Origin of the sequence: Nitratidesulfovibrio sp., from assembly GCF_040373385.1 — a bacterium.
Taxonomy (GTDB): domain Bacteria; phylum Desulfobacterota; class Desulfovibrionia; order Desulfovibrionales; family Desulfovibrionaceae; genus Cupidesulfovibrio.
Window position 1 is genome coordinate 339,566 of the sequence record NZ_JBDXXH010000004.1, and the last position, 20,746, is coordinate 360,311.

Annotated in this window: 14 protein-coding genes and 1 pseudogene; 14 read left to right on the forward strand and 1 reads right to left on the reverse strand. The window is 68.7% G+C overall.

Annotated elements, in window-relative coordinates:
* The first annotated feature begins 472 nt into the window (after positions 1 to 472).
* From ABWO17_RS09710 to ABWO17_RS09755, 10 genes and pseudogenes are all read left to right on the forward strand, one after another.
* Positions 473 to 1,516 carry a molybdopterin-binding protein gene (locus ABWO17_RS09710; RefSeq protein ID WP_353117991.1) on the forward strand — a complete coding sequence of 348 codons (1,044 nt, stop codon included), beginning with the start codon at positions 473 to 475 and terminating at the stop codon, positions 1,514 to 1,516.
* A gap of 137 nt (positions 1,517 to 1,653) precedes the next feature.
* Positions 1,654 to 4,371 (forward strand): molybdopterin-dependent aldehyde oxidoreductase, encoded by a 2,718-nt coding sequence (locus ABWO17_RS09715; RefSeq protein WP_353117993.1) that lies wholly within the window; start codon positions 1,654 to 1,656, stop codon positions 4,369 to 4,371.
* Positions 4,372 to 4,482: 111 nt separating this feature from the next.
* Positions 4,483 to 7,119, forward strand: coding sequence for a pyridine nucleotide-disulfide oxidoreductase/dicluster-binding protein (locus ABWO17_RS09720; protein WP_353117995.1), 2,637 nt, complete (start codon positions 4,483 to 4,485; stop codon positions 7,117 to 7,119).
* Positions 7,116 to 8,054: a DVU_1556 family methyltransferase gene (gene trsM / locus ABWO17_RS09725; protein WP_353117997.1), complete on the forward strand. Its 939-nt coding sequence runs from the start codon at positions 7,116 to 7,118 to the stop codon at positions 8,052 to 8,054. Before ABWO17_RS09720 ends, trsM begins: the two co-directional genes overlap by 4 nt.
* Positions 8,051 to 8,509 (forward strand): DVU_1555 family C-GCAxxG-C-C protein, encoded by a 459-nt coding sequence (locus ABWO17_RS09730; protein ID WP_353117999.1) that lies wholly within the window; start codon positions 8,051 to 8,053, stop codon positions 8,507 to 8,509. Before trsM ends, ABWO17_RS09730 begins: the two co-directional genes overlap by 4 nt.
* A 5-nt stretch (positions 8,510 to 8,514) precedes the next feature.
* Positions 8,515 to 10,194, forward strand: a pseudogene (locus tag ABWO17_RS09735) (radical SAM protein); the annotation flags it as partial.
* Positions 10,195 to 10,298: 104 nt separating this feature from the next.
* Positions 10,299 to 11,513 carry a DVU_1553 family AMP-dependent CoA ligase gene (locus ABWO17_RS09740; RefSeq protein WP_353118003.1) on the forward strand — a complete coding sequence of 405 codons (1,215 nt, stop codon included), beginning with the start codon at positions 10,299 to 10,301 and terminating at the stop codon, positions 11,511 to 11,513.
* A complete protein-coding gene (locus tag ABWO17_RS09745; RefSeq protein ID WP_353118005.1) occupies positions 11,510 to 12,598 on the forward strand; it encodes an XdhC family aldehyde oxidoreductase maturation factor in 1,089 nt (362 codons plus the stop codon). Before ABWO17_RS09740 ends, ABWO17_RS09745 begins: the two co-directional genes overlap by 4 nt.
* Positions 12,599 to 12,730: 132 nt before the next feature.
* Entirely contained in the window at positions 12,731 to 14,242 is a 1,512-nt protein-coding gene (locus ABWO17_RS09750) for a DVU_1551 family NTP transferase (protein WP_353118007.1), read from the forward strand.
* Positions 14,239 to 15,123, forward strand: coding sequence for a histidine phosphatase family protein (locus tag ABWO17_RS09755; RefSeq protein WP_353118009.1), 885 nt, complete (start codon positions 14,239 to 14,241; stop codon positions 15,121 to 15,123). Before ABWO17_RS09750 ends, ABWO17_RS09755 begins: the two co-directional genes overlap by 4 nt.
* A gap of 152 nt (positions 15,124 to 15,275) precedes the next feature.
* Here ABWO17_RS09755 and ABWO17_RS09760 read toward each other — a convergent pair whose 3' ends face one another.
* Complete coding sequence (locus ABWO17_RS09760) at positions 15,276 to 15,509, reverse strand: hypothetical protein (protein ID WP_353118011.1); 234 nt, start codon at positions 15,507 to 15,509, stop codon at positions 15,276 to 15,278.
* Positions 15,510 to 15,955: 446 nt separating this feature from the next.
* Here ABWO17_RS09760 and ABWO17_RS09765 point away from each other — a divergent pair, with 446 nt between their 5' ends.
* From ABWO17_RS09765 to ABWO17_RS09780, 4 genes are all read left to right on the forward strand, one after another.
* The gene (locus ABWO17_RS09765; protein ID WP_353118013.1) at positions 15,956 to 17,254 is read left to right on the forward strand and encodes an efflux RND transporter periplasmic adaptor subunit; all 1,299 of its coding nucleotides are present in this window, start codon (positions 15,956 to 15,958) and stop codon (positions 17,252 to 17,254) included.
* The gene (locus tag ABWO17_RS09770; RefSeq protein ID WP_502914901.1) at positions 17,251 to 18,093 is read left to right on the forward strand and encodes an ABC transporter ATP-binding protein; all 843 of its coding nucleotides are present in this window, start codon (positions 17,251 to 17,253) and stop codon (positions 18,091 to 18,093) included. Before ABWO17_RS09765 ends, ABWO17_RS09770 begins: the two co-directional genes overlap by 4 nt.
* Positions 18,080 to 19,231 carry an ABC transporter permease gene (locus tag ABWO17_RS09775; RefSeq protein ID WP_353118014.1) on the forward strand — a complete coding sequence of 384 codons (1,152 nt, stop codon included), beginning with the start codon at positions 18,080 to 18,082 and terminating at the stop codon, positions 19,229 to 19,231. Before ABWO17_RS09770 ends, ABWO17_RS09775 begins: the two co-directional genes overlap by 14 nt.
* A 218-nt stretch (positions 19,232 to 19,449) precedes the next feature.
* Positions 19,450 to 20,634 carry an ABC transporter permease gene (locus tag ABWO17_RS09780; protein ID WP_353118016.1) on the forward strand — a complete coding sequence of 395 codons (1,185 nt, stop codon included), beginning with the start codon at positions 19,450 to 19,452 and terminating at the stop codon, positions 20,632 to 20,634.
* Positions 20,635 to 20,746: the final 112 nt, after the last annotated feature.

Below are 20,746 nucleotides of genomic sequence, written 5' to 3' on the forward strand. Positions count from 1 at the left end.
TGTGCAGGGAGGTAATGATAAGTTCAATGAATTCAGCGGTTATGCGTAGCATATGCGCGTACTTTGGCACATGTTTCATGAGCATTATGTTTGTTTTAGTTATATTTGGTTATTTTTACGGCAAAAATCATCAAAATTGGTGTTGTTTGGTCATTTCATGCCAAAGCAAGAGGTATTCCGACCCTGAACTGACGATCCCTATGCGGGTAAACGAGCGCTCACGGCATGTGAATGTGCACATACTCCGGTCTGTTATTCGCGGATTGAATAACCAGTCATCGCAACATATCGTCATGCTTGAATTAACACGCGTTGTTCGTTGACCGTGACCTGCCAGGGCTGATACATATGCACACTAGGAGTGCCTGCATACCCAGTCCGGCCATGCCCTTCTCTTTGCGTCCGAGAGGGCTCCACACACGACTGCGGCAACGCCGGAATGCTGCCTGTCCCTTCATGGGAGCAGAAGCACATGCAAGGTCACGAGCACGGTCTTTCCATCGTCCCGGTCCACGAGGCCGTGGGCATGATGTTGTGTCACGACATGACGCGCATCGTCCCCGGCGTCGAAAAGGGGCCGGGGTTCCGCAAGGGGCACATCATCGCCCCGGCGGACATCCCCCTCCTTCTGCAAATGGGGAAGGAGCACGTCTACGCCCTGCGCCTTGGCGCGGGCCAACTGCATGAAGACGATGCCGCCATGCGTCTGGCGCGCGCCGTCGGTGGTGCAGGCGTGGCCCCGGAAGCCAAATGCGAGGGGCGGGTCAACCTTGTCGCCGAACACGACGGGCTGTTGCACGTCGATGTTCCCGCCCTTGGCCGACTGAATGGCCTGGGCGAACTTGCCGTGTCCACGCTGCACGGCCTGTGCGCGGTGCGTACGGGCCAGATGGTGGCGGGCATGCGCGTCATCCCTCTCATTGTCCACGAACAACTGCTGCACCAGGCCGAACGCGCCCTTGACGGTGCGCCGGTGGTTTCCGTGCTGCCCTTCCGCCGTGCCCGCGTTGGCATGGTGACCACAGGCAGCGAGGTGTTCCACGGTCGCATCAAGGACAAGTTCGGCCCCGTGGTGCGCCGCAAGTTCGCGGAACTCGGCAGCGAAGTGGTGCGTCAGGTGTTGGTGGCCGACGACCATGACGCCACGGCCCGGGCCATCCGCGAACTGGTGGGCGAAGGGGCGGACATGGTCGTCGTTACCGGCGGCATGTCCGTGGATCCCGACGACCAGACCCCGGCGGGCATCAGGGCCGCTGGGGCGCGCGTCGTCGCGTACGGAGCCCCGGTGCTGCCGGGCTCCATGTTCATGTTGGCGTATCTCGGCGAGGTGCCCGTCATGGGCCTTCCCGGGTGTGTCATGTATCACCGTGCGTCGATCTTCGACCTCGTGGCGCCCCGGCTGCTGGCCGGGCTTGCCGTCACGCGGGAGGACATCACCGCGCTCGGTCATGGCGGCCTGTGCCTCGGCTGCCAGGAATGCCGGTATCCCGCCTGCCCCTTCGGCAAGGGCGCGTAGCCCCGCCTTACAGGCAGGACGGGAGGGGCGGCGACCAGCCGCCCATGCAGGGAAGGGCGAACCATTCGCCCGCGACGGAAAGGGCGGCATGCCCGCCCGCGCAACATGCAACGGACAGCTCCACGGAGGCCAGGCTCATGATCAACAAGCATTTCATCGTCAACGGCATACCCCGCAACCTTGTCGTCGATCCGGAAGCGACGCTGGCGGACGTGCTGCGCGGCCAACTGCTGCTCACCGGCGTCAAGGTGGGCTGCGGCGAAGGCCAGTGCGGCGCGTGCAGCGTCATCCTTGACGGCAAGGTGGTGCGCTCGTGCGCGTACAAGATGCGCCGCCTGCCCGACGGGGCATCGGTGACCACCATCGAGGGCGTGGGCAGCCCCGACTGCCTGCACCCGCTGCAACTGGCGTGGACGGCCCACGGCGGCGCGCAGTGCGGCTTCTGCACGCCGGGCTTCATCGTTTCGGCCAGGCAGTTGCTGGAAGAAAACAAGAGCCCCAGCCGCGACGACGTGCGCGACTGGTTCCAGAAGCACCGCAACGTCTGCCGCTGCACTGGCTACAAGCCTCTGGTCGATGCGGTCATGGACGCCGCCAAGGTGCTGCGCGGCGAGATGAGCGCCGACGAACTCTGCTTCAAGATTCCCGCCGATGGCCGCATCTGGGGATCGAAGTACCCCCGCCCCTCCGCCATTGCCAAGGTAACGGGCACCTGCGACTACGGTGCGGACCTGGGTCTGAAGATGCCCTCCGATGCCCTGCACCTTGCGTTGGTGCAGGCGGACGTGTCGCACGCCAAAATCCTGTCCATCGACACCGCCGAAGCGCAGAAGATGCCCGGCGTGCACAGCGTGCTCACCCACAAGGACGTCAAGGGCAAGAACCGCATCACCGGCCTGATCACCTTCCCGTCCAACAAGGGCGACGGCTGGGACCGGCCCATCCTGTGCGACGAGAAGGTGTTCCAGTACGGTGACGCACTGGCCATCGTCTGCGCCGACAGCGAAAAGCACGCCCGCGCCGCCGCCGAGAAGGTGAAGGTGCAGCTGGAAGAACTGCCCGCCTACATGAGCGCCCCGGCGGCCATGGCCGAAGACGCCATGGAAATCCACCCCGGCACGCCCAACGTGTACTTCATCCAGAACATCGCCAAGGGCGCGGATACCAAGCCCATCTTCGACGGGGCCGACGTGGTGGTGGAAGGCGACTACTACGTGAGTCGCCAGCCGCACCTGCCCATCGAGCCGGACGTGGGCTTTGCCTACACCGACGGCGAAGGGCGCCTCGTCATCCATTCCAAGTCCATCGGCCTGCACCTGCATCTGTACATGATCGCCCCCGGCCTTGGCATCGAGCCGGAGAAGATCGTCATGGTGCAGAACCCCACGGGCGGTACCTTCGGCTACAAGTTCAGCCCCACCATGGAAGCCCTGGTGGGTGTGGCGGCCATGGCCACGGGCCGCCCGGTGCACCTGCGCTACAACTATCGCCAGCAGCAGAACTACACGGGCAAGCGCTCGCCGTTCTTCGTCAACGCGCGTTATGCCGCCGACAAGACCGGCAAGATCAAGGCCATGGAAACCGACTGGACCGTGGACCATGGCCCGTACTCCGAGTTCGGCGACCTTTTGACCCTGCGCGGTGCGCAGTTCGGGGGCGCGGGCTACGGCATCGCCAACATCCGGGGCCAGGGCCGCACGGTGTGCACCAACCACGCCTGGGGGGCCGCCTTCCGCGGCTACGGCGCGCCGGAAATCGAGTTCCCGACCGAAGTGCTGATGGACGAACTGGCCGAAAAGATGGGCATGGACCCGCTGGAGCTGCGCTACATCAACGTGTACCGCAAGGGCGACACCAACCCCACCGGGCAGGACCCGGAAGTGTACAGCCTGCCGGAAATGATCGACATCCTGCGGCCCAAGTACAAGGCGGCACAGGAGGCAGCCAAGGCCGGTTCCACGGCGGCGGTCAAGAAGGGCGTGGGCGTTGCCGTGGGCGTGTACGGCTGCGGCCTTGACGGGCCGGACACCTCGGAAGCCGATGCCGAACTGAACCCCGACGGCACCGTGACCATCTACAACTGCTGGGAAGACCACGGCCAGGGTGCGGACATGGGCAGCCTGGGCACCGCCCACGAGGCGCTGCGTCCGCTGGGCATCGCCCCGCAGAACATCCGCCTGGTGCTCAACGACACCAGCAAGGCGCCCAACAGCGGCCCGGCGGGCGGCAGCCGGTCGCAGTACGTCACCGGCAACGCCGTGCGTGTGGCCTGCGAAAACCTTGTGGAAGCCATGCGCAAGCCCGGCGGTTTCCGCACCTACCAGGAGATGGTGGACGAAAAGATCGCCACCAAGCATCGCGGTGCGTGGACGGCGGCGGGCACCCACTGCGATGAAAACGCGCAAGGCAAGCCCTTCACCTCCTACATGTACGGCGTGTTCATGGCCGAAGTGGCCGTGGAACTGGCCACCGGCAAGACAACGGTGGACAAGCTGACCCTGGTGGCCGACATCGGCAAGGTCTGCAACAAGCTGGTCACCGACGGCCAGTTGTACGGCGGCCTGGCCCAGGGCGTGGGCCTGGCCCTGTCCGAAGACTACGAGGACCTCAAGAAGCACGCCACCATGGCGGGTGCGGGCGTTCCGTACATCAAGGACATTCCCGACAACATCGAACTGATCTACGTGGAAACCCCGCGCGGCGACGGTCCGTTCGGCGCGTCGGGCGTGGGCGAACTGCCGCTCAGCGCACCGCACGCGTCCATCATCAACGGCATCTACCATGCCTGCGGCGTGCGCATTCGCCACTTGCCCGCCCTGCCGGAAAAGGTGCTGGCGGGTCTGAAGGGCGCGTAGTACCAAGAAACACGGCCCCGGGGTGGACGCGCTCCGCCCCGGGGCATCATTTTTCGGGGCGTGGGGTTGTGTCGCACGCTCCGCCGCCTGGCCTGCAAGGGGAGGCACGGTATGGACCAGACCCCGCTGCGCGACTGGGAGTCGCGCTGCATACAGGAAGAACCGCCTCGCTGTCAGGCGGCGTGCCCGCTGCACGTGGATGCACGTGCCTTTCTGGGCCATGTGGCGCAAGGCCGCTGGCGCGAGGCGCGCGGCATGCTGGAACGCACCATGCCCCTGCCCGGCGTGCTGGCCCGGCTGTGCGAGGCCCCGTGCGAGGCGGCCTGCCTGCGCGAAGCGGCGGGCGGAACCATTGCCGTGGGCGCGCTGGAGCGGGCCTGCGCCGCGCTGTCCGCCCCGGCGGCGGACCCGCGCCCCCTGCCGGGGCGGGGGCTGCGCGCCGCCGTGCTGGGGGGCGGGCTGGCCGCGCTGACCGTGGCCTGGGACCTTGCGAAAAAGGGCCATGCGGTAACCCTGGCCGGGTGGCTGGAAGACGGTGGAGAGCATGGGGGCGAGGGCGATGCCCGAATGGCCGCTGCTGGCCGCCTTGCAGCCATCCCGCCGGATGTGTTGCCGCCGGATGTCCTGCGCAAGGAACTGGATCGGTTGGCCGGGCTCAAGGTGCGCTTTGCATCGCCGGTCGCCCCCACGGCGGCGGTGCTGGAAGAGATGCGTGCCGCGCACGGGGCGGTGTTCGTGACGTGGAGTCCGGCGGCGGCCCGCGCGCTGCATCTGCCGGACCGCAGCCAGTGCGATGCGCTGACCCTGGCCCACCCCGACCTGCCCGGCGTGTTCTGCGGCGGCTGGCCTGCGGAAGGCCCGACAGGTTCCGCACGTTGCATCGACGAGGCCGCCGATGGACGACATGCCGCCACATCCATGGACCGCCACCTGACCGGCGTTTCGCTGGAGGCAGGCCGCGAACGGCAGGGACCGTTCGAAACGCGATTGTTCACCAGCCTGGATGGCGTGCAGCCTGAGGCGCCCGTGGCGCTGCCCGCGCTGCCGCCCGCAGGGCAGGGGGGAGGCGATCCCGCCTCCGACATTGCAGACGCGCCGTATCGCGCCGAGGCCGCCCGCTGCCTGCAATGCCAGTGTCTGGAATGCGTGAAGGTGTGTCCGTACCTGGAAAAATACGGCGAATATCCCAAAAAGCACGCCCGGCGCATCTACAACAACCTGTCCATCGTCAAGGGCGTGCATCAGGCCAACCGGTTCATCAATTCGTGCAGTCTGTGCGGGCTGTGCGGCACGGTGTGCCCCACCGGGTTCGACATGGCCCCGTTGTGCCACGAGGCGCGGCGTACCATGGTGCATGACGGCAAGATGCCGCCCTCCACCCACGAATTTGCGCTGGACGACATGGCCTTCAGCAACGGGCCGCATGCCGCGCTGCTGCGCGCCCCGGCGGGGGCAGAATCCTGCGCGTGGCTGTTCCTGCCCAGCTGCCAGCTTGCGGCGTCTGCGCCGGACAGGGTGGCGCAGGCGTGGACCATTCTGGCCGACCGTCTGCCCGGCGGCACGGGCATTGCCTTGCGCTGTTGCGGCGCGCCCGCGCTGTGGGCCGGGCGCGACGATCTGGCCGCTGCCGCCGCCGAGGAACTGCGCAATGGGTGGGAAATCATGGGCCGTCCCACGCTGGTGGTGGGGTGTCCGTCCTGCGCCACCACCTTGCGCACGCTGCTGCCCGATTTGCCCCAGACCCCGCTGTGGTCCGTGCTGGCGGACTACGGGACCGGCGGACACGAACCGACCGTTCCGGCGGCGCTGACCCTGCACGACCCCTGCGCCGCGCGCGAGGACGAACCCCTGCGCGCCACGGTGCGCGGCCTGCTGGCCGCGCGCGGGGTGACGGTGCATGAGCCGGAGCTGACCGGGCCGCACACCGAATGTTGCGGCTACGGCGGCCTGATGGCCGAGGCAGACCCCGACCTTGCCCGCGCCGTCATCCAGCGCAGGGCCGATGCCTCGGACCTGCCCTTCGTCACCTACTGCGCCATGTGCCGCGACCGGCTGGCCGAGGCGGGCAGCCCCGCCAGCCACCTGCTGGACCTGCTGCTGCCCCCGCTGCCCGTCGGCAACCCCGACCCGGCAGCGCCCGGCCCGCACATCACCGCCCGACAGGAAAACCGCGCCCGACTGCGCGACCGCCTGCTGCGCGAGGTGTACGGCGAAGCTCCGCCCGATGCTGCGCCGGAGGTGCCCCTGCGCATCACGCCGGACATGCGGGTGGTGATGGAGCGGCGGCGTATTCTTGATGATGACCTGCGCGGCGTGATCGCTGAAGCCGAGCGTGCCGGGCGCTATTTCATCGACGCCGATACCGGCATGCGTCTGGCCTGTTTGCGTCGGGTGCGGGTTACCCACTGGGCGGGCTACGAACCCGTGCAGGCAGGGGAATCCGGCGATGCAGGTACGCCCGCCTACGCCATCCGGCAGGCATACGCCCATCGCATGGTGTTGCCGCAGGGGCCGCCTGCCGGGGGCTGGAAGGAATCGCCCCACGAACCGGCCTACCTGCCCGCATCGGGCAACTGGGTTTGCGCCTGCGGCGGTGCGCCGCGTCCGCTTTCGGTGGAGCTGACCTACCTTGGCAGCACCTTCAACGTGCGCCTGCTGACCTGCCCGGACTGCGGGCAGGTGCTGGTGGACGAGGCTCTGGCGCTGGGCAAGATGCTGGAAGTGGAACAACTGCTGGAGGACAAGTGACCGTGCCGTCCGGCTTCGACGCTGCTGTCTCCACGCTGGAGGCTACCGTTGCGCCTGTGGGGGGTGAAACCCCTGTTGGAGAAGGCGTCACGGTCGCCAGTCCGCAGGGGCCGTGGGAGCATTCGGCGCTGCGCAGCCCGTGGGAGCATCCGGCGCTGCGCGCGGTGGCCGGGGCCGCATTGCGCCCCGGCGGTGTGGCTCTGACCTGGCGGGCGCTGGAACTGGCGCGGCAACTGACCAACCTGCCCCACAACGCGCGCGTGGTGGACCTGGGCTGCGGACCCGGTGAAACCGTGGCCCTGTTGCGTGAAGGCGGCATGGCGGCGGTGGGGCTGGATCTTTCCGCCAGCCTGCTGGATGAGGCGTGGGCGCGGAATGGGCGTATGCCTCTGATTCAGGCCGATGCCGGGGCCGGTGCGGAATCCGCCCCCGGCCTGCCATTGCGCACCGCCAGCCTTGATGGCGTGTTCTGCGAGTGCGTGCTTTCGGTGCTGCCGGGGCGGCAGGGCGTGCTGGCGGAAGTTGCGCGGGTGCTGCGTCCCGGCGGGGTGCTGGTCTGGACCGACCTGTATGTGCGTCCGGGCCGTGCGGCTGATGTGTGGCGTGGCCCGGACGGCAGCCCGAACGGCTCTATGGACGGCTATGCTGACGACGGAAAATCCCGGTATTCCGGCTCGCAGCCCCATGTCCTGTCCTGCCGGGCCGGGGCCGTGCCGCGCGCAGACATGGAAACCATGCTGCGCCGTGCCGGGTTCACGGTGCTGGCGTTCGAGGATCACAGCCGCCTGCTGGCGGAACTGGCGGGCAGGCTGCTGTTTGCCGGGGCCGAACTGGCGGAACTGTTCGGGTGCGGGGGCGGTGGAAGCGGGCGGCCCGGCTACGCGCTGCTGCTGGCCCGGCGTGACGATGCTGCACCACGGGGGGATGCGCCATGAGCGACGATGCGTTCGGACGGGTACTGGGCCTTGGGGCCTCCGGATACTGCTGCACCCAGATCATGGTCCAACTGCTGCTGGACGTGCAGGGGCGCGAAGCTCCTGACGCCATGCGCGCCGCTGGCGGGTTGTGCCGGGGCTTCGGCCTTGCGGAGGGTACCTGCGGCATCCTGCTGGGCGGCTGCATGGCCATGGGGCTGTGCGCGGCCAAGGGGCACGATGGCGAGGAACCCCACGAGGCGCTGGAGGCCATGACCACGGAATTTGCCGAATGGTTCCGCGAGCGCACCGCTGCCAGCGGGGGCATTTCGTGCGGGGCCATTCTTGGGGATGCCGGGGATGGCGGGCGTCCGGATTTCGGCAAGTGCCACGGCCTGCTGCTGGAAGCGCACGGCAAGATGTTCGAGGTGCTGGCGGCCTACGGCGTGGACCCCACGCTGCCGCGCGAGGGCTAGGTGGCATGGCCGGGCGTGGCAATTTTTCCGTGGATTGCGGCTGTTCCGCACCGGGACAGACCGGGGACGAGGCGCAGGCAACGGCGCAGGGCCGCGTACTGGCCCGCACCGCCAGCGTGTGCCCGGTGTGTCTTGGCCCGGTCCCGGCAGAGCGGGTGGCCGTGGGCGATACGGTGCTGCTGGTCAAGCGCTGCCCCGAGCACGGCGAATTTTCCGCGCCGGTGTGGCGGGGCGAGCCTGCCTTCACTGGCTGGGTGCGCCCCAAGATTCCCACTGCCCGGCGCGGACCCGGTACGGAACGCGTTCTGGGCTGCCCGCGTGACTGCGGGCTGTGCCCGGACCACGGCCAGCACACCTGCACCCTGCTCATCGAGGTGACCCAGCGCTGCAACCTGCGCTGCCCTGTGTGCTTTGCGTCTGCGGGACAGATGGGCGGACAGATGGGCGGACAGGTGGGCGGACAAGCGGGGGGGGCAGAGAGACTGGAGAGACTGGAGAGACTGGGGGGACTGGGCGGAGAGCCTGACGGCGGACCGGGTGCCGGGCGGTGCGAGGGGGATGCCCGCGCAGCCCGCCGCGAGGACGATCCCACCCTTGGCGAACTGGTGGCCCGGCTGGCCGTGCTGCGCCCGCGCGCGGGCGATGCCAACATCCAGCTTTCCGGCGGCGAACCCACCCTGCGCGACGATCTGCCGCAACTCGTCACTGCCGTGCGTGGCCTAGGCTATCCCTTCGTGCAACTGAACACCAACGGCCTGCGCCTCGCGCGCGAGGCGGGCTATGCCGCACGCCTGGCCGCAGCGGGGCTGGATTCGGTGTTCCTGCAATTCGATGGCCCGGACGATGCGGCCACCGTCCGGCTGCGCGGTCTGCCCCTGCACGCGGACAAGGTGCGCGCGGTGGAAGCCTGCGCGGCGGCGGGGCTGGGCGTGGTGCTGGTGTGCACCGTGGCGCGCGGGGTCAACGACCATTGCCTGGGCGACATCGTGCGCTTCGGTCTGGCGCGGGTGCCCGTGGTGCGCGGGGCGCACTTCCAGCCGGTGAGCTTCTTTGGCCGGTACGAGGGCTTTGGTGCGCCCGATTGTGTTGATGACGGCCCCCCCGACGGAGAGGACGACGGCGCGGCAGGCACGGCAGGGGACAGCGCGCGCGAGGCGGCCCGCATCACCCTGCCGGAGGTCATGCGCGCGGTGCGCGACCAGACCGGCGGATTGATTCCACTGGCCCACCTGCATCCGCCGGGGTGCGAGCATGCCCAGTGTTCCTTCAGCGGTACGTTCATGGCTCACGAGGACGGCAGGCTGGAACCGGCGGGCGGGTCCTGCTGCGGGACGGGCGGTAATGGCGGGGCAACGGGCGGCATGCCTCCGGCGCCCATCCCCGCCGCGTTGGGCGCGGAGCGGGCGCGGGCCTTCGTGCGCCGCCAGTGGAGGGCGCCCGAACCGACGACTGGCCCGGACGGTACGGGCGGGGGCACGCCTGCCATGCCGCGCGATGATTTCGAGCGTTTCCTGGCGCGGGCCGGGCGGCGGTTCACCGTGTCCGGCATGGCCTTTCAGGATGCCTGGACCCTGGACACCGAACGGCTGCGCGGTTGCTGCATCCACGTGGCCGCGCCTGATGGGCGCATGGTGCCGTTCTGCGCGTGGAACCTCACCTCGGCGGGGGGCACGCCGCTGCACCGCAACGGCCCGCCGACCGGGACGGGATGTGCGGGTGGTGGCGAAGGTGTGGAAGGTGCTGGCGTGGCGAGTGGCGGGCCGGTCGGTTCCAACGAAGGGGAGGGCGCATGACCCGGAATCTCGCGTCCTCCGCATTGCCGGAAGATGGCGTGGTCGCGCCGTGCCCCACGTGTGCCGTGTCCACGAAACATGGGGAGCATGGGGAGCATGGGGGACATGGGGAGCATGGGGCGCCCGTAGACGCTTCGCTCTCCGCACCCACCGGGCAGGGTGGCGCCCGTTCGCCGCTGGACCCGTGGCTGGCCGCGCGGCTGTTCATTCCGCCCGCAGACCTCTCTCCGGCAACGGTGCGCGCCCGGCAGGGCGGCCTGCTGCGCGAGGCGGTGCGCCGCGCCCTTGAGGCGCCGTTCTACCGTGCCCGGCTGGCGGGGCGGCCTTTGCCGTGCACGCTGGATGATCTCGCGGGGTTGCCCTTCACCACGCCCGACGATCTGCGCGAGGGGGGCGATGCCCTGCTGCGCGTGGCCGACGACGCCGTGGCCCGCATCGTCACCCTGCCGACATCGGGAAGCACGGGGACACCCAAGCGGCTGCGCTTCAGCGATGCCGACATCGAGCGCACCGTGGATTTCTTTGCCGTGGGCATGACCACCCTGTGCCGCCCCGGCGACGTGGTGGCCATCTTCATGCCCGGCCAGCGGCCCGACAGCGTGGGCGATCTGCTGGACCGGGGCCTGCGCCGCGCGGGCATGCAGCCTGTGCTGCTGCCCCCGGCGGCCAGCGGCGCGGAACATGCGGCCCGATTGATGGAAACCGGGGCGCAGGTCTTTGTGGCCACGCCCACCCAGGCCCCTGCCATTGCCGACGCGGTGCTGACGGGGCAGGCCCCGGCAGCGCGCCCGCGCGCCTGCCTGCTGAGCGCGGAAGCCACCCCGCCCGAAACGGCGGACAGGGTGCGCGCGGCCTTGGGCTGCGAGGTGTTCGACCATTGGGGCATGACCGAAACCGGCTACGGCGGCGGCGTGGAATGTGCCGTCCATCACGGCTTTCACCTGCGCGAGGCGGACATCCATGTGGAAATCGTCCACCCGCTCACCGGCGCGCCCTTGCCGGACGGCCAGACCGGCGAGGTGGTGGTGACCACCCTTGCCGCAGAGGCCATGGTGCTGCTGCGCTATCGCACGGGCGATGCGGCGGCCCTGCTGCCCCCCCCGTGCCGTTGCGGCAGCCCGCTACGGCGGCTGGGGCCGGTGCGGGGGCGCATCCGCCGTTACGGAAACCATTGGGACATCATCACCCTTGCCAAGGGGATTCGACCATGACGCAATTCTTCGGACTACTGGCCGACGCGCTGGAGCGCGACGGCGTCGCCGTGCTGGCCACCATCGTCACGGCGGAAGGTTCCGCCCCGCGCATGGCCGGTGCGCGCCTGTTCGTGCACGGCGACGGCCATGCCTTCGAGGGCACCGTGGGCGGGGGCATCCTGGAGGCCCGCGTTCTGGATGCCTGCCGCACGGCCCTGAACGACGGGCTGGCCCGGATGCTCACCTTCGACCTGTCCGCCGACGAGGCCGCCGGATCGGACATGATCTGCGGCGGTCGGGTGCGACTGTACGTGGAGCCGTTGCGCGCCGCATCCTGCCCGCATCTGGCCCCGTTGCTGCGCCAGTCGGACCGCCTGGCCACGCAGGGGCGACGCTGCGTGCTGGTCAACGTGCTGCGGCCCGACGCCGCGCCTGACTGCCGCCGCCTGCTGCTGGCGGGCGAGGGGCAGGGGGCGGAGACAAGCGGCGACCTGGCGCTGGAACCGGCGGCGCTGGATGCACTGCGCGGGGCCGTGGTCACGGCCAGCGGCCCGCTGTGCGTGGAGGCGGGCGGCATGTCCCTGCTGGCCGATCCGGTGGCCTCGCCGGGGCGGGTGGTCATTGCCGGGGCCGGACATGTGGGACGGCAGGTGGGACTGATGGCCTCGCTGGCCGGGTTCCGGGTCACCGTGCTGGACGACCGGCCCGATTTCGCCAAAGCTGATCGGTTGCCCGGCGCGGACGAGGTGCGTTGCGTCACGCCCGGTGGCGACTGGCTGGCGGATCTCGGCATGCACGAGGACTGCTACGTGGTCATCGTCACGCGTGGGCATCGCAACGATGGTGAGGTGCTGGCCAGCGCCCTGCGCACCCCGGCCCGCTACGTGGGCATGATCGGCAGCCGCCGCAAGCGCGATGCCGTGTACCGCAGGCTGGAAGAGGCGGGCACCCCGCGCGCGGCCATCGAGCGGGTGCATTCGCCCATCGGGCTGGACATTGGCGCGGAAACGCCCGAGGAAATAGCCGTGAGCATCGTGGCGGAACTGGTGCAGGCGCGGGCCGCCAGCAGGGTGCGCCCCGCCATTCCACCCATGCAGGCCTGATTGTGCCAGAGCGCGTCTGATCGTTGTCGGGCGCGGAGCGCGGAAGTTCATTTGAAGCGCCGATGGATCGACGGTTTCGATAGCAAGCAAATGTCCAATCGAAAGGAATGAATTCATGGGGAGAAAGCGGCCATGACGGGCGTTGCTTCCGACGTGACGGACTCCTCGCCCTGTCCGGTTTCGCCGTTTTCGCCAGTTCTGCCAGTTCCTGTCGTCGGCGTGGTGCTGGCGGCGGGCGCATCGTCGCGCATGGCGCCGGACTTCAAGCCGCTGCTGGATCTGCACGGCGCATCGGTGCTGGCGCGTTGCGTGGCGCTGTTCCGGCAGGCGGGCGTGGCGGATGTGCTGGTGGTCACCGGGCATCGCGCGGACGAGGTGGCGACGGAAGCCGAGCGGCTTGGCGTGGTCACGGTACACAACCCGGCATGGCGCGAAGGGGGGATGTTCTCCTCGGTACGCGCGGGGCTGGAGACCGTGGCCCGGCGCGGCGCAGAAACCGGCGGATCTGGAAGCATCGACGGGATTGATGACACCGGGGGGGCTGGCAGAACAGGCGCCCTGCTGCTGCCGGTGGATGCCGCACTGGTGCGCCCGGTGACCGTTCGCCTGCTGCTGGAACGCGCTGCCGCGCATCCTTACCGGGTGCTGCTGCCGGTGTTCGACGGGCAGTGGGGGCATCCGCCGTTGCTGCATGCATCGGTATTGCCGATCATTCTGGCCGACAGCGGCGATGGCGGGCTGCGCGGCGCACTGCATCGGCTGGGGCCGCAGGCGCTGGCAGAGGTCGGCGTGCCAGACCGTTTCATCCTGCGCGACATGGACACGCCGGACGACTACCGCGCGGCCTGCGCCGACTGGCCCACCCGCGCCGTGCCCACCCCGCAGGAGGCGCGCGCGTTGCTGGCGGTGCGGGGCATTCCGCCGGGCGGCATCGCCCATGCCGAAGGGGTTGCCGCCGTGGCCGTGCGCCTGGCCGATGCCCTGAATGCCGCGCGCGACATGCCTGGGCCGGATGCCGTTTCGGGCGGACAATCCGGCCCGGGCGCGCGTCTGGACCGCGATCTGGACAGCACGCTGACCGAGGCCGCCGCCCTGCTGCACGACATCGCCAAGGGCCAGCCCCGTCACGAGGCCGCCGGGGGCGCACTGTTGCGCGAACTGGGGTTTTCCGGCGTGGCGGACATCGTCACCGCACACAGGGATACCGCGCTTGCCGACGACCAGCCCTTGACCGAGCAGGAAGTGGTTTACTTCGCGGACAAACTGGTGCGCTGTCATACCGTGGTGGACGTGGAACGCCGCTTTGGCGAGAAACTGGCCCAATGGCGCCACGACCCGGAAGCCGCCGCCGCCATTGAAGGGCGCATGCGCCGGGCGCTGGCCCTGCGCGCGCGCATCCAGCGCGAGGCCGGGCGGACACTGGCGGACATCCTGCACCCGCTGGCCGTGGGGCAGCCAGCATGGGAACCGGACGCTGGCGGAGTCCGTCTGGCCGGTGAAACCTGCCGGGCGGGGCAGACCATTTCGTGCACCGCCAACGCTCCCGACCACGCGCACGTATCCACGGCGCACGTATCCACGGCGCACGTATCCCCGTCGCACGGCCCGGCATGTGAACCGCCAGAGGGCGGGGAGCGCGCATGACCGCGCCGACAGGCATCCCATCCACCATCCCCCCCACCATCCCGGCGAACACCCCGCCGGACATCCTGCTGTTCCGCCATGCGGCCACGGATATGCGAGATGGCCCGCGCCGGTACATTGGCCGCACCGAAGTCCCCCTGTCCCACGAGGGCCGGGCGCAGGCGGCGGCATGGCGGACGCGGCTGGCCGCACTGGACGTGGTGGGGGCGTACGCCTCGCCGCTGGAACGGTCGCGGGAGACGGCCCGGCTCATGCTGGGGCAGGGCGATTCACCGGATTCGGCCAATGCTCCGGGTGCATCCGACGCTTCGGCCACATCCGGCGCCTCGGGTACAGCCGCCATCCCGGTCACCATTCTGGACGATCTGGCAGAGATGGATCTGGGGGAGTGGGAGGGGCTGGTGCAAATGCAGGTGCGGGAAACCCGGCCCGACGCCTATGCGCGGCGCGGGCGCGAGCCCTGGACCTTTCGTCCGCCAAGGGGGGAATGCTGCGCGGACGTGGCAGCGCGCGCCCTGCGGGCGCTGGACGCCATGTGGCGGGACCGGGCCGGAGAGGGCGCATGCGCAAGGGCGCGAGGCCTCACCGCCGGGCAGCAATCCCTGTCGGGCAGTTGTGGTGGGCACGGCCCCTTCATCATGGCCGTGAGCCACGCCGGGCTGATCCGGTCCCTGTTGTGCGCGCTGGGCCACATGGGCCGCGAACAACTGTTCACCCTGCCGGTGCGCCATCTGCATTGCGTGCGCCTGCGTCGAACTGCCCCCGATGGGGGCAGTTTGATGGGGGGGCCGGGGGGGAGTACAGGGCCGACAGGGCCGACAGGGCCGGTGGTGGGGACAGGGGCGCCATGGAAGGTCGTGTCGTCGGACTGGCAGCCGTAGGCACCACGCGTACGCGTATCGCCACGGCATGGCACGTGACATGACCCCCCGCAGGGATTCGGACCATGCGGGGGTGGCGCGGCAGGCTGGGGAGAATTGCGGCGGGCCGGGCACCCACGGTCGGGCTGCGCTCCGGCGGGCGTGCCGTCTTGCTATTCCATGTCTTCCACGGACAGGATTTCCCAACGCGAATTGTCCGCCGCCACACGGAAGGTGGCCACGGCGCGGGCACCGCACGAGCGGCAGATGAGCACCCGGCGGTGCTCGCCGTTCTTCTGGCCGGCCCACGAGGTGTCCGGGGGGCCGAAGTGGCAGCGTGTGCAGCGAAACATGGGAGCGACGTTTATCTTGTGCAGCGTGAGATTGTCTGCTTCAAAGCTGGGCATGTGCAAACCTGTGCTCTTCGTTGGTCGTGTCGTCCGGGCGGCGCATGGTTCAGCGCCCGTATCTGAAGGGTAGGGCGACGCCGTACGAACCGGCACGCCGCACACATGCTGAACCGGAGTGTCATGTGTGCTATCGCCTTTCGATGTTCGGGTCAAGTATCAGAGAAATATTCACCTGCAACTTCGCCGTGCAGTGGCGCCTCATTTTTTGTGGCGGACCATGTAACAATACGTATCAAAGCCTGCGGAACAGTAACGGATGAATGTCACGTGCGATGGGAAAGGACGAAAACGGCAAGTGGTGAAACGCACGCCCACGTGACGCAGGCTATGCGTTTGCGCGCGGGGCACGTTCTGGTATGGTGCCGGTGCCCGCCGCAGCACACCGTATGGCCGTTGCGCCGGGGCTGCCCTCTGTTCATGAACCGTGACGCCTGCGAGTCCACATGCCATCTACTTCCTCCGTTCCATCGCCCGCTTCAGCCCCGTCTTCGGTGTCCGGCAGCGCCGCACCGGGTGGAACCGCACAGCCCGACCTCGGCAGGCTGTCCATCGACAAGACCGGCTGGCAGTCGCCCCGGCGGTCACCCCGGCGGCGCTGGGTGTGGCTGCTTGCCGTCGTGGTGCTGGTTGGCGCGGCCATGGGCGCGCGGTTGCTGTTTCCGGCAGAGCGAGAGGTGCGCCTTGCCGTGGTGGCCAGGGTGTATCCCACCCAGTCCATGACCACGCTGGTTTCCAGTGGCTATGTTACCGCGCAGCGCAAGGCGTCGGTGGCATCCAAGATCACCTCGCGGCTGGAATGGCTGGGGGTGGAGGAAGGCAGCCGGGTAACCGCCGGGCAGGTGCTGGCCCGGCTGGAGAGCGACGACGCCAGGGCCGCCCTGGATCGCGTGCGGGCCAACGAGCGCGCCGCGCGGGCCGACATCGACCGCGCCGTCGCGGAACTGACGGATGCCCAGCGCAACCATGTCCGCATGCGCAAGCTGCTGGCGGAAAACGTGATTTCCCGGTCGGACCTGGAAACCGCAGAAACCCGCGCCCTCACGGCGGATGCCGCCGCCCGTGCCGCCCGTGACGGATTGGCCGCCGCCAGCGCGGCCCGGCGCGAGGCCGAGACGCAGCTGGAATACACCTACATCCGCGCGCCGTTCGATGCCGTGGTGCTGACCAAGAACGCGGACGTCGGCGACATCATCACCCCGCTGGGCGCGGCGGCCAACGCCAAGGCCAGTGTGGTGACCATCGCCGACATGGGCTCGCTGCTGGTGGAAACGGACGTCAGCGAATCCAGCGTGGGCCGGGTGACGCCCGGCGCGCCCTGCGAAATCGCCCTGGACGCCCTGCCGGACGAACGCTTTACCGGTCGGGTGCACATCATCGTGCCCACGGCCGATCGCAGCAAGGCATCGGTCATGGTCAAGGTGGCCTTCGACGTGCTGGATCCGCGCGTGCTGCCGGAAATGAGTGCCCGCGTTGCCTTTCTGAGCCGTGTGCCTTCCGAAGAGGAACGCCGCCCCCGCCCGGTGGTGCCCGCTACCGCCGTGCGCGGCGAAGGCAATGCCAGCGCCGTGTTCGTGGTGCGGGATGGTCGGGCGGTGCGCACCCCGGTGCGCACCGGCATGGCCCTTGGTGATACGGTGGAATTGCTGGATGGCCCCGTGCCTGGGGCAGCCGTGGGAGAACGGGTGGTGGCCGACCCACCCGCCGACCTGGCCGACGGCGAGCGCGTGCGGATGCAGCCATGAGCCGCGCGCAAGATACCGCCGCTCCTCCTCATCCTTCCGAACAGCACGGCACGGCAGGCGGGTCTGGCACGCCCGATATGCCCGGCACGCCCGATATGCCCGGTATGCCCAGTACGGCGGTCGGGCCGGGCGTGGATGCCGCCTCCCCGCACACGGCCAGCCCCCCCATCCGGCTTGCCGGGGTGTCCAAGGCCTACCGGCGCGGCGCGCAGGTGGTGCCGGTGCTGACCAGCGTGAACATGACCGTGGCCCCAGGCGAGTTCCTGGCGCTCATGGGGCCGTCCGGCTCCGGCAAATCCACGCTGCTCAACCTCATTGCAGGCATCGACCGGGTGGACGCCGGGTCCGTCTTCGTGGGCGATACGGACATCACCACCCTGGACGACGCGGACCTGGCCCGTTGGCGCAGCCGCAGCGTGGGATTCATCTTCCAGTTCTACAACCTCATCCCGGTGCTGAACGCGCTGGAAAACGTGGAACTGCCGCTGCTGCTCACGCCCCTGTCCGGGCGCGAACGGCGGGAGCGGGCACGCACCGCGCTGTCCATGGTGGGCCTGTCCGACCGCATGGACCACTACCCCGGCCAGCTTTCCGGCGGGCAGCAGCAGCGCACGGCCATTGCCCGCGCCCTGGTGGCCGACCCGGACATCCTGGTGGCCGACGAACCCACCGGCGACCTCGATCGCGTGTCCGCCGGGGAAATCCTGAACCTCATGGGCGGGCTTAACCGCACCATGGGCAAGACCATCATCATGGTCACCCACGACCCGCGCGCGGCGGAACGGGCGGGCCGCCTGCTGCTGCTGGAAAAGGGCGAGCTGGCCGATGCTGACGCTTAAATTCGTGCTGCGCAACCTGGCCCGGCATCCGTTGCGCAATACGCTGACGGTGCTGGGCATCGCCGTTTCCATCATGGCCTTCGGCCTGCTACGCACCACGGTGGAGGCCTGGTACGCCGGGGTTTCCGCCTCTGCCGCCAACCGGCTGGTCACCCGCAACGCCATCTCGCTGGTGTTTCCGCTGCCCATCGCCTACGCGGGCAAGATACGCGCCGTGGAAGGGGTTACGCACCTTTCGTGGGGCAACTGGTTCGGCGCGTACTACGTGGATGAAAAGAACTTTTTCGCCAACTTCACCGTGGACATGCGCAGCTACCTGGACCTGTACCCGGAATTCGTCATTGCCGACGACCAGAAGGCCGCCCTGCTGCGCGACCGCAAGGGCATGGCCGTGGGGCAACGGCTGGCCCGGCGCTTCGGCTGGAAGCTGGGCGACACCGTGCCGCTGAAGGGCACCATCTACCCCGGTGACTGGAGCGTGGTGGTGCGGGCCATCTACACCGGGCGCTTTCCCAATACCGACGAGACGCAGGCCTTCTTTCACTGGGAGTATCTGAACGAGCGGATGAAGGTGGAGCGCCCCACCCGCGCCGACCACGTGGGCTTCTACATGATCGGGGTGGACCGGGCCGAGAACGCGGCCCGCGTGGCGGGCGACATCGACGCGCGGTTCCGCAATTCGCTGGCCGAAACCCTGACCGAGACGGAACAGGCCTTCCAGATGGGGTTCATCTCCATGAGCGAGGCCATCATCGTGGCCATCCGGCTGGTGTCGGGCATCGTCATCGTGATCATCATGGCGGTGGCGGCCAACACCATGGCCATGTCCGCGCGCGAACGCATGGGCGAATTCGCCACCCTGAAGGCGCTTGGCTTCGGCGGCGGGTACGTGGCCCTGCTGGTAACGGGAGAGGCGCTGGCCCTGTCGCTGCTTGGCGGCCTGGTCGGGTGCGCGCTCTCCGTGCCGGTCACGCGGGTCATCGCCCATGTGCTGGGCGACTACTTTCCGGTGTTCCTGCTGTCCGGCGAGACGCTGGTCCTGCAAGGCGCGGCGGCGACCGTGGTGGGGCTGGTGGCGGCTGCGGTGCCCGCGTTGCGGGCGCGGCAGGTGCGTATAGCCGACGTGCTGGGAAGGTAGGAGGCTTCTAAATGGTCCTTTCGCTCGTTGGCTACGTCAAACTACACCTGCCATGTCAGTCGAATACAGCAAGAGTACGCGTTGCGGTCCTCATCCGTAATGCTCGAAGACTCACATAACGGCTGAGGCACTCCTTCATGGCAGGCTTGTTTTCCTTGCCAACGAACGAAAATCCTCATTTAGAAACACCCCTGCGTAGGTAGGTAAAAGGAAAAGGCATGGCCTCGCTTCTTTCCTACAGCTTCCGCAACATGCTGGCGCGCCGCCTGACCACGACCCTTACCGTGGGAGGCATGGCGCTGGTGGTGTTCGTGTTCGCGGCCATGCTCATGCTGTCTGAAGGATTGCGCACCACCCTGGTGCTTACCGGATCGCCCGACAATGTTGTGCTGCTGCGGCAGGGGGCCAAGGCCGAAATGGAAAGCGCGGTGGACCGCGACCAGGCTCCGCTGGTGGAAAGCCTGCCCCAGGTGGCCCGCGCCGCCGACGGCGGGCCGCTGGCCGCGCGCGAACTGGTGGTGCTGATAACCCTGAACAAGCGCGGCACCACCAAGCCGTCCAACGTGGTCATCCGGGGCATCGGCCCCCATTCGCTGGAACTGCGTCCGCAGGTCCGACTGAAGGAAGGGCGCATGCCGCGCTTCGGCACGTCCGAGATCATTGCCGGGGAAAGCATTGCCCGGCGGTTCAGCGGCACAGGCATTGGCGAAAGCCTGCGCTTCGGCCTGCGCGACTGGACCGTGGTGGGCATTTTCGAGGCCGGGGCCACCGGCTTCAGCTCCGAGGTGTGGGGCGACGTGGACCAGTTGATGGCCGCCTTCCGCCGCTCGTCCTATTCGGTGGTGGTGGCGCGCCTGAAAGAGCGCGGCGGGTCCGAGGGCGCGGGGGGGCTGGACGGCCTGCGCGCGGGCCTTGCGGCGGACCCGCGCCTGCAACTGGAAGGCAAGCGCGAGACCCGCTTCTACGAGGAACAGTCCGAGATGATGGCCAAGTTCCTTGGTGTGCTGGGCACCATGCTGCCCGCCATCTTTTCGCTGGGGGCCACCATTGGCGCCATGATCACCATGCATGCCGCCGTGGCCAACCGGGTACGCGAGATAGGCACCCTGCGGGCCATCGGGTTTCAGCGGCGGGACATCTTGCTGGCGTTTCTGCTGGAATCGCTGCTGCTGGGCGGCAGCGGCGGGGCCATCGGCCTGCTGCTGGCGTCCACCCTGCAATGGGTGACCATTTCCACCATGAACTTCCAGACCTTTTCGGAACTGGCGTTCAGCTTTACCCTTAGCCCGCGCATTGCCGTAGGGGCGCTGCTGTTCGGCATGGGCATGGGCTGCCTGGGGGGCATCCTGCCTGCCATCAAGGCTTCGCGGCTGGTTATCGTAGACGCGCTGCGCGCGGCCTGATCTGGTAATCGCGCTGCGCGCGGCCTGATCTGGTAATCGCGCTATGCGCGGCCCGGAGTGCCTTCGCCGTGCGACATCGCACCCTGTTTTGGTAGGAGTTATGTTCCCCTGA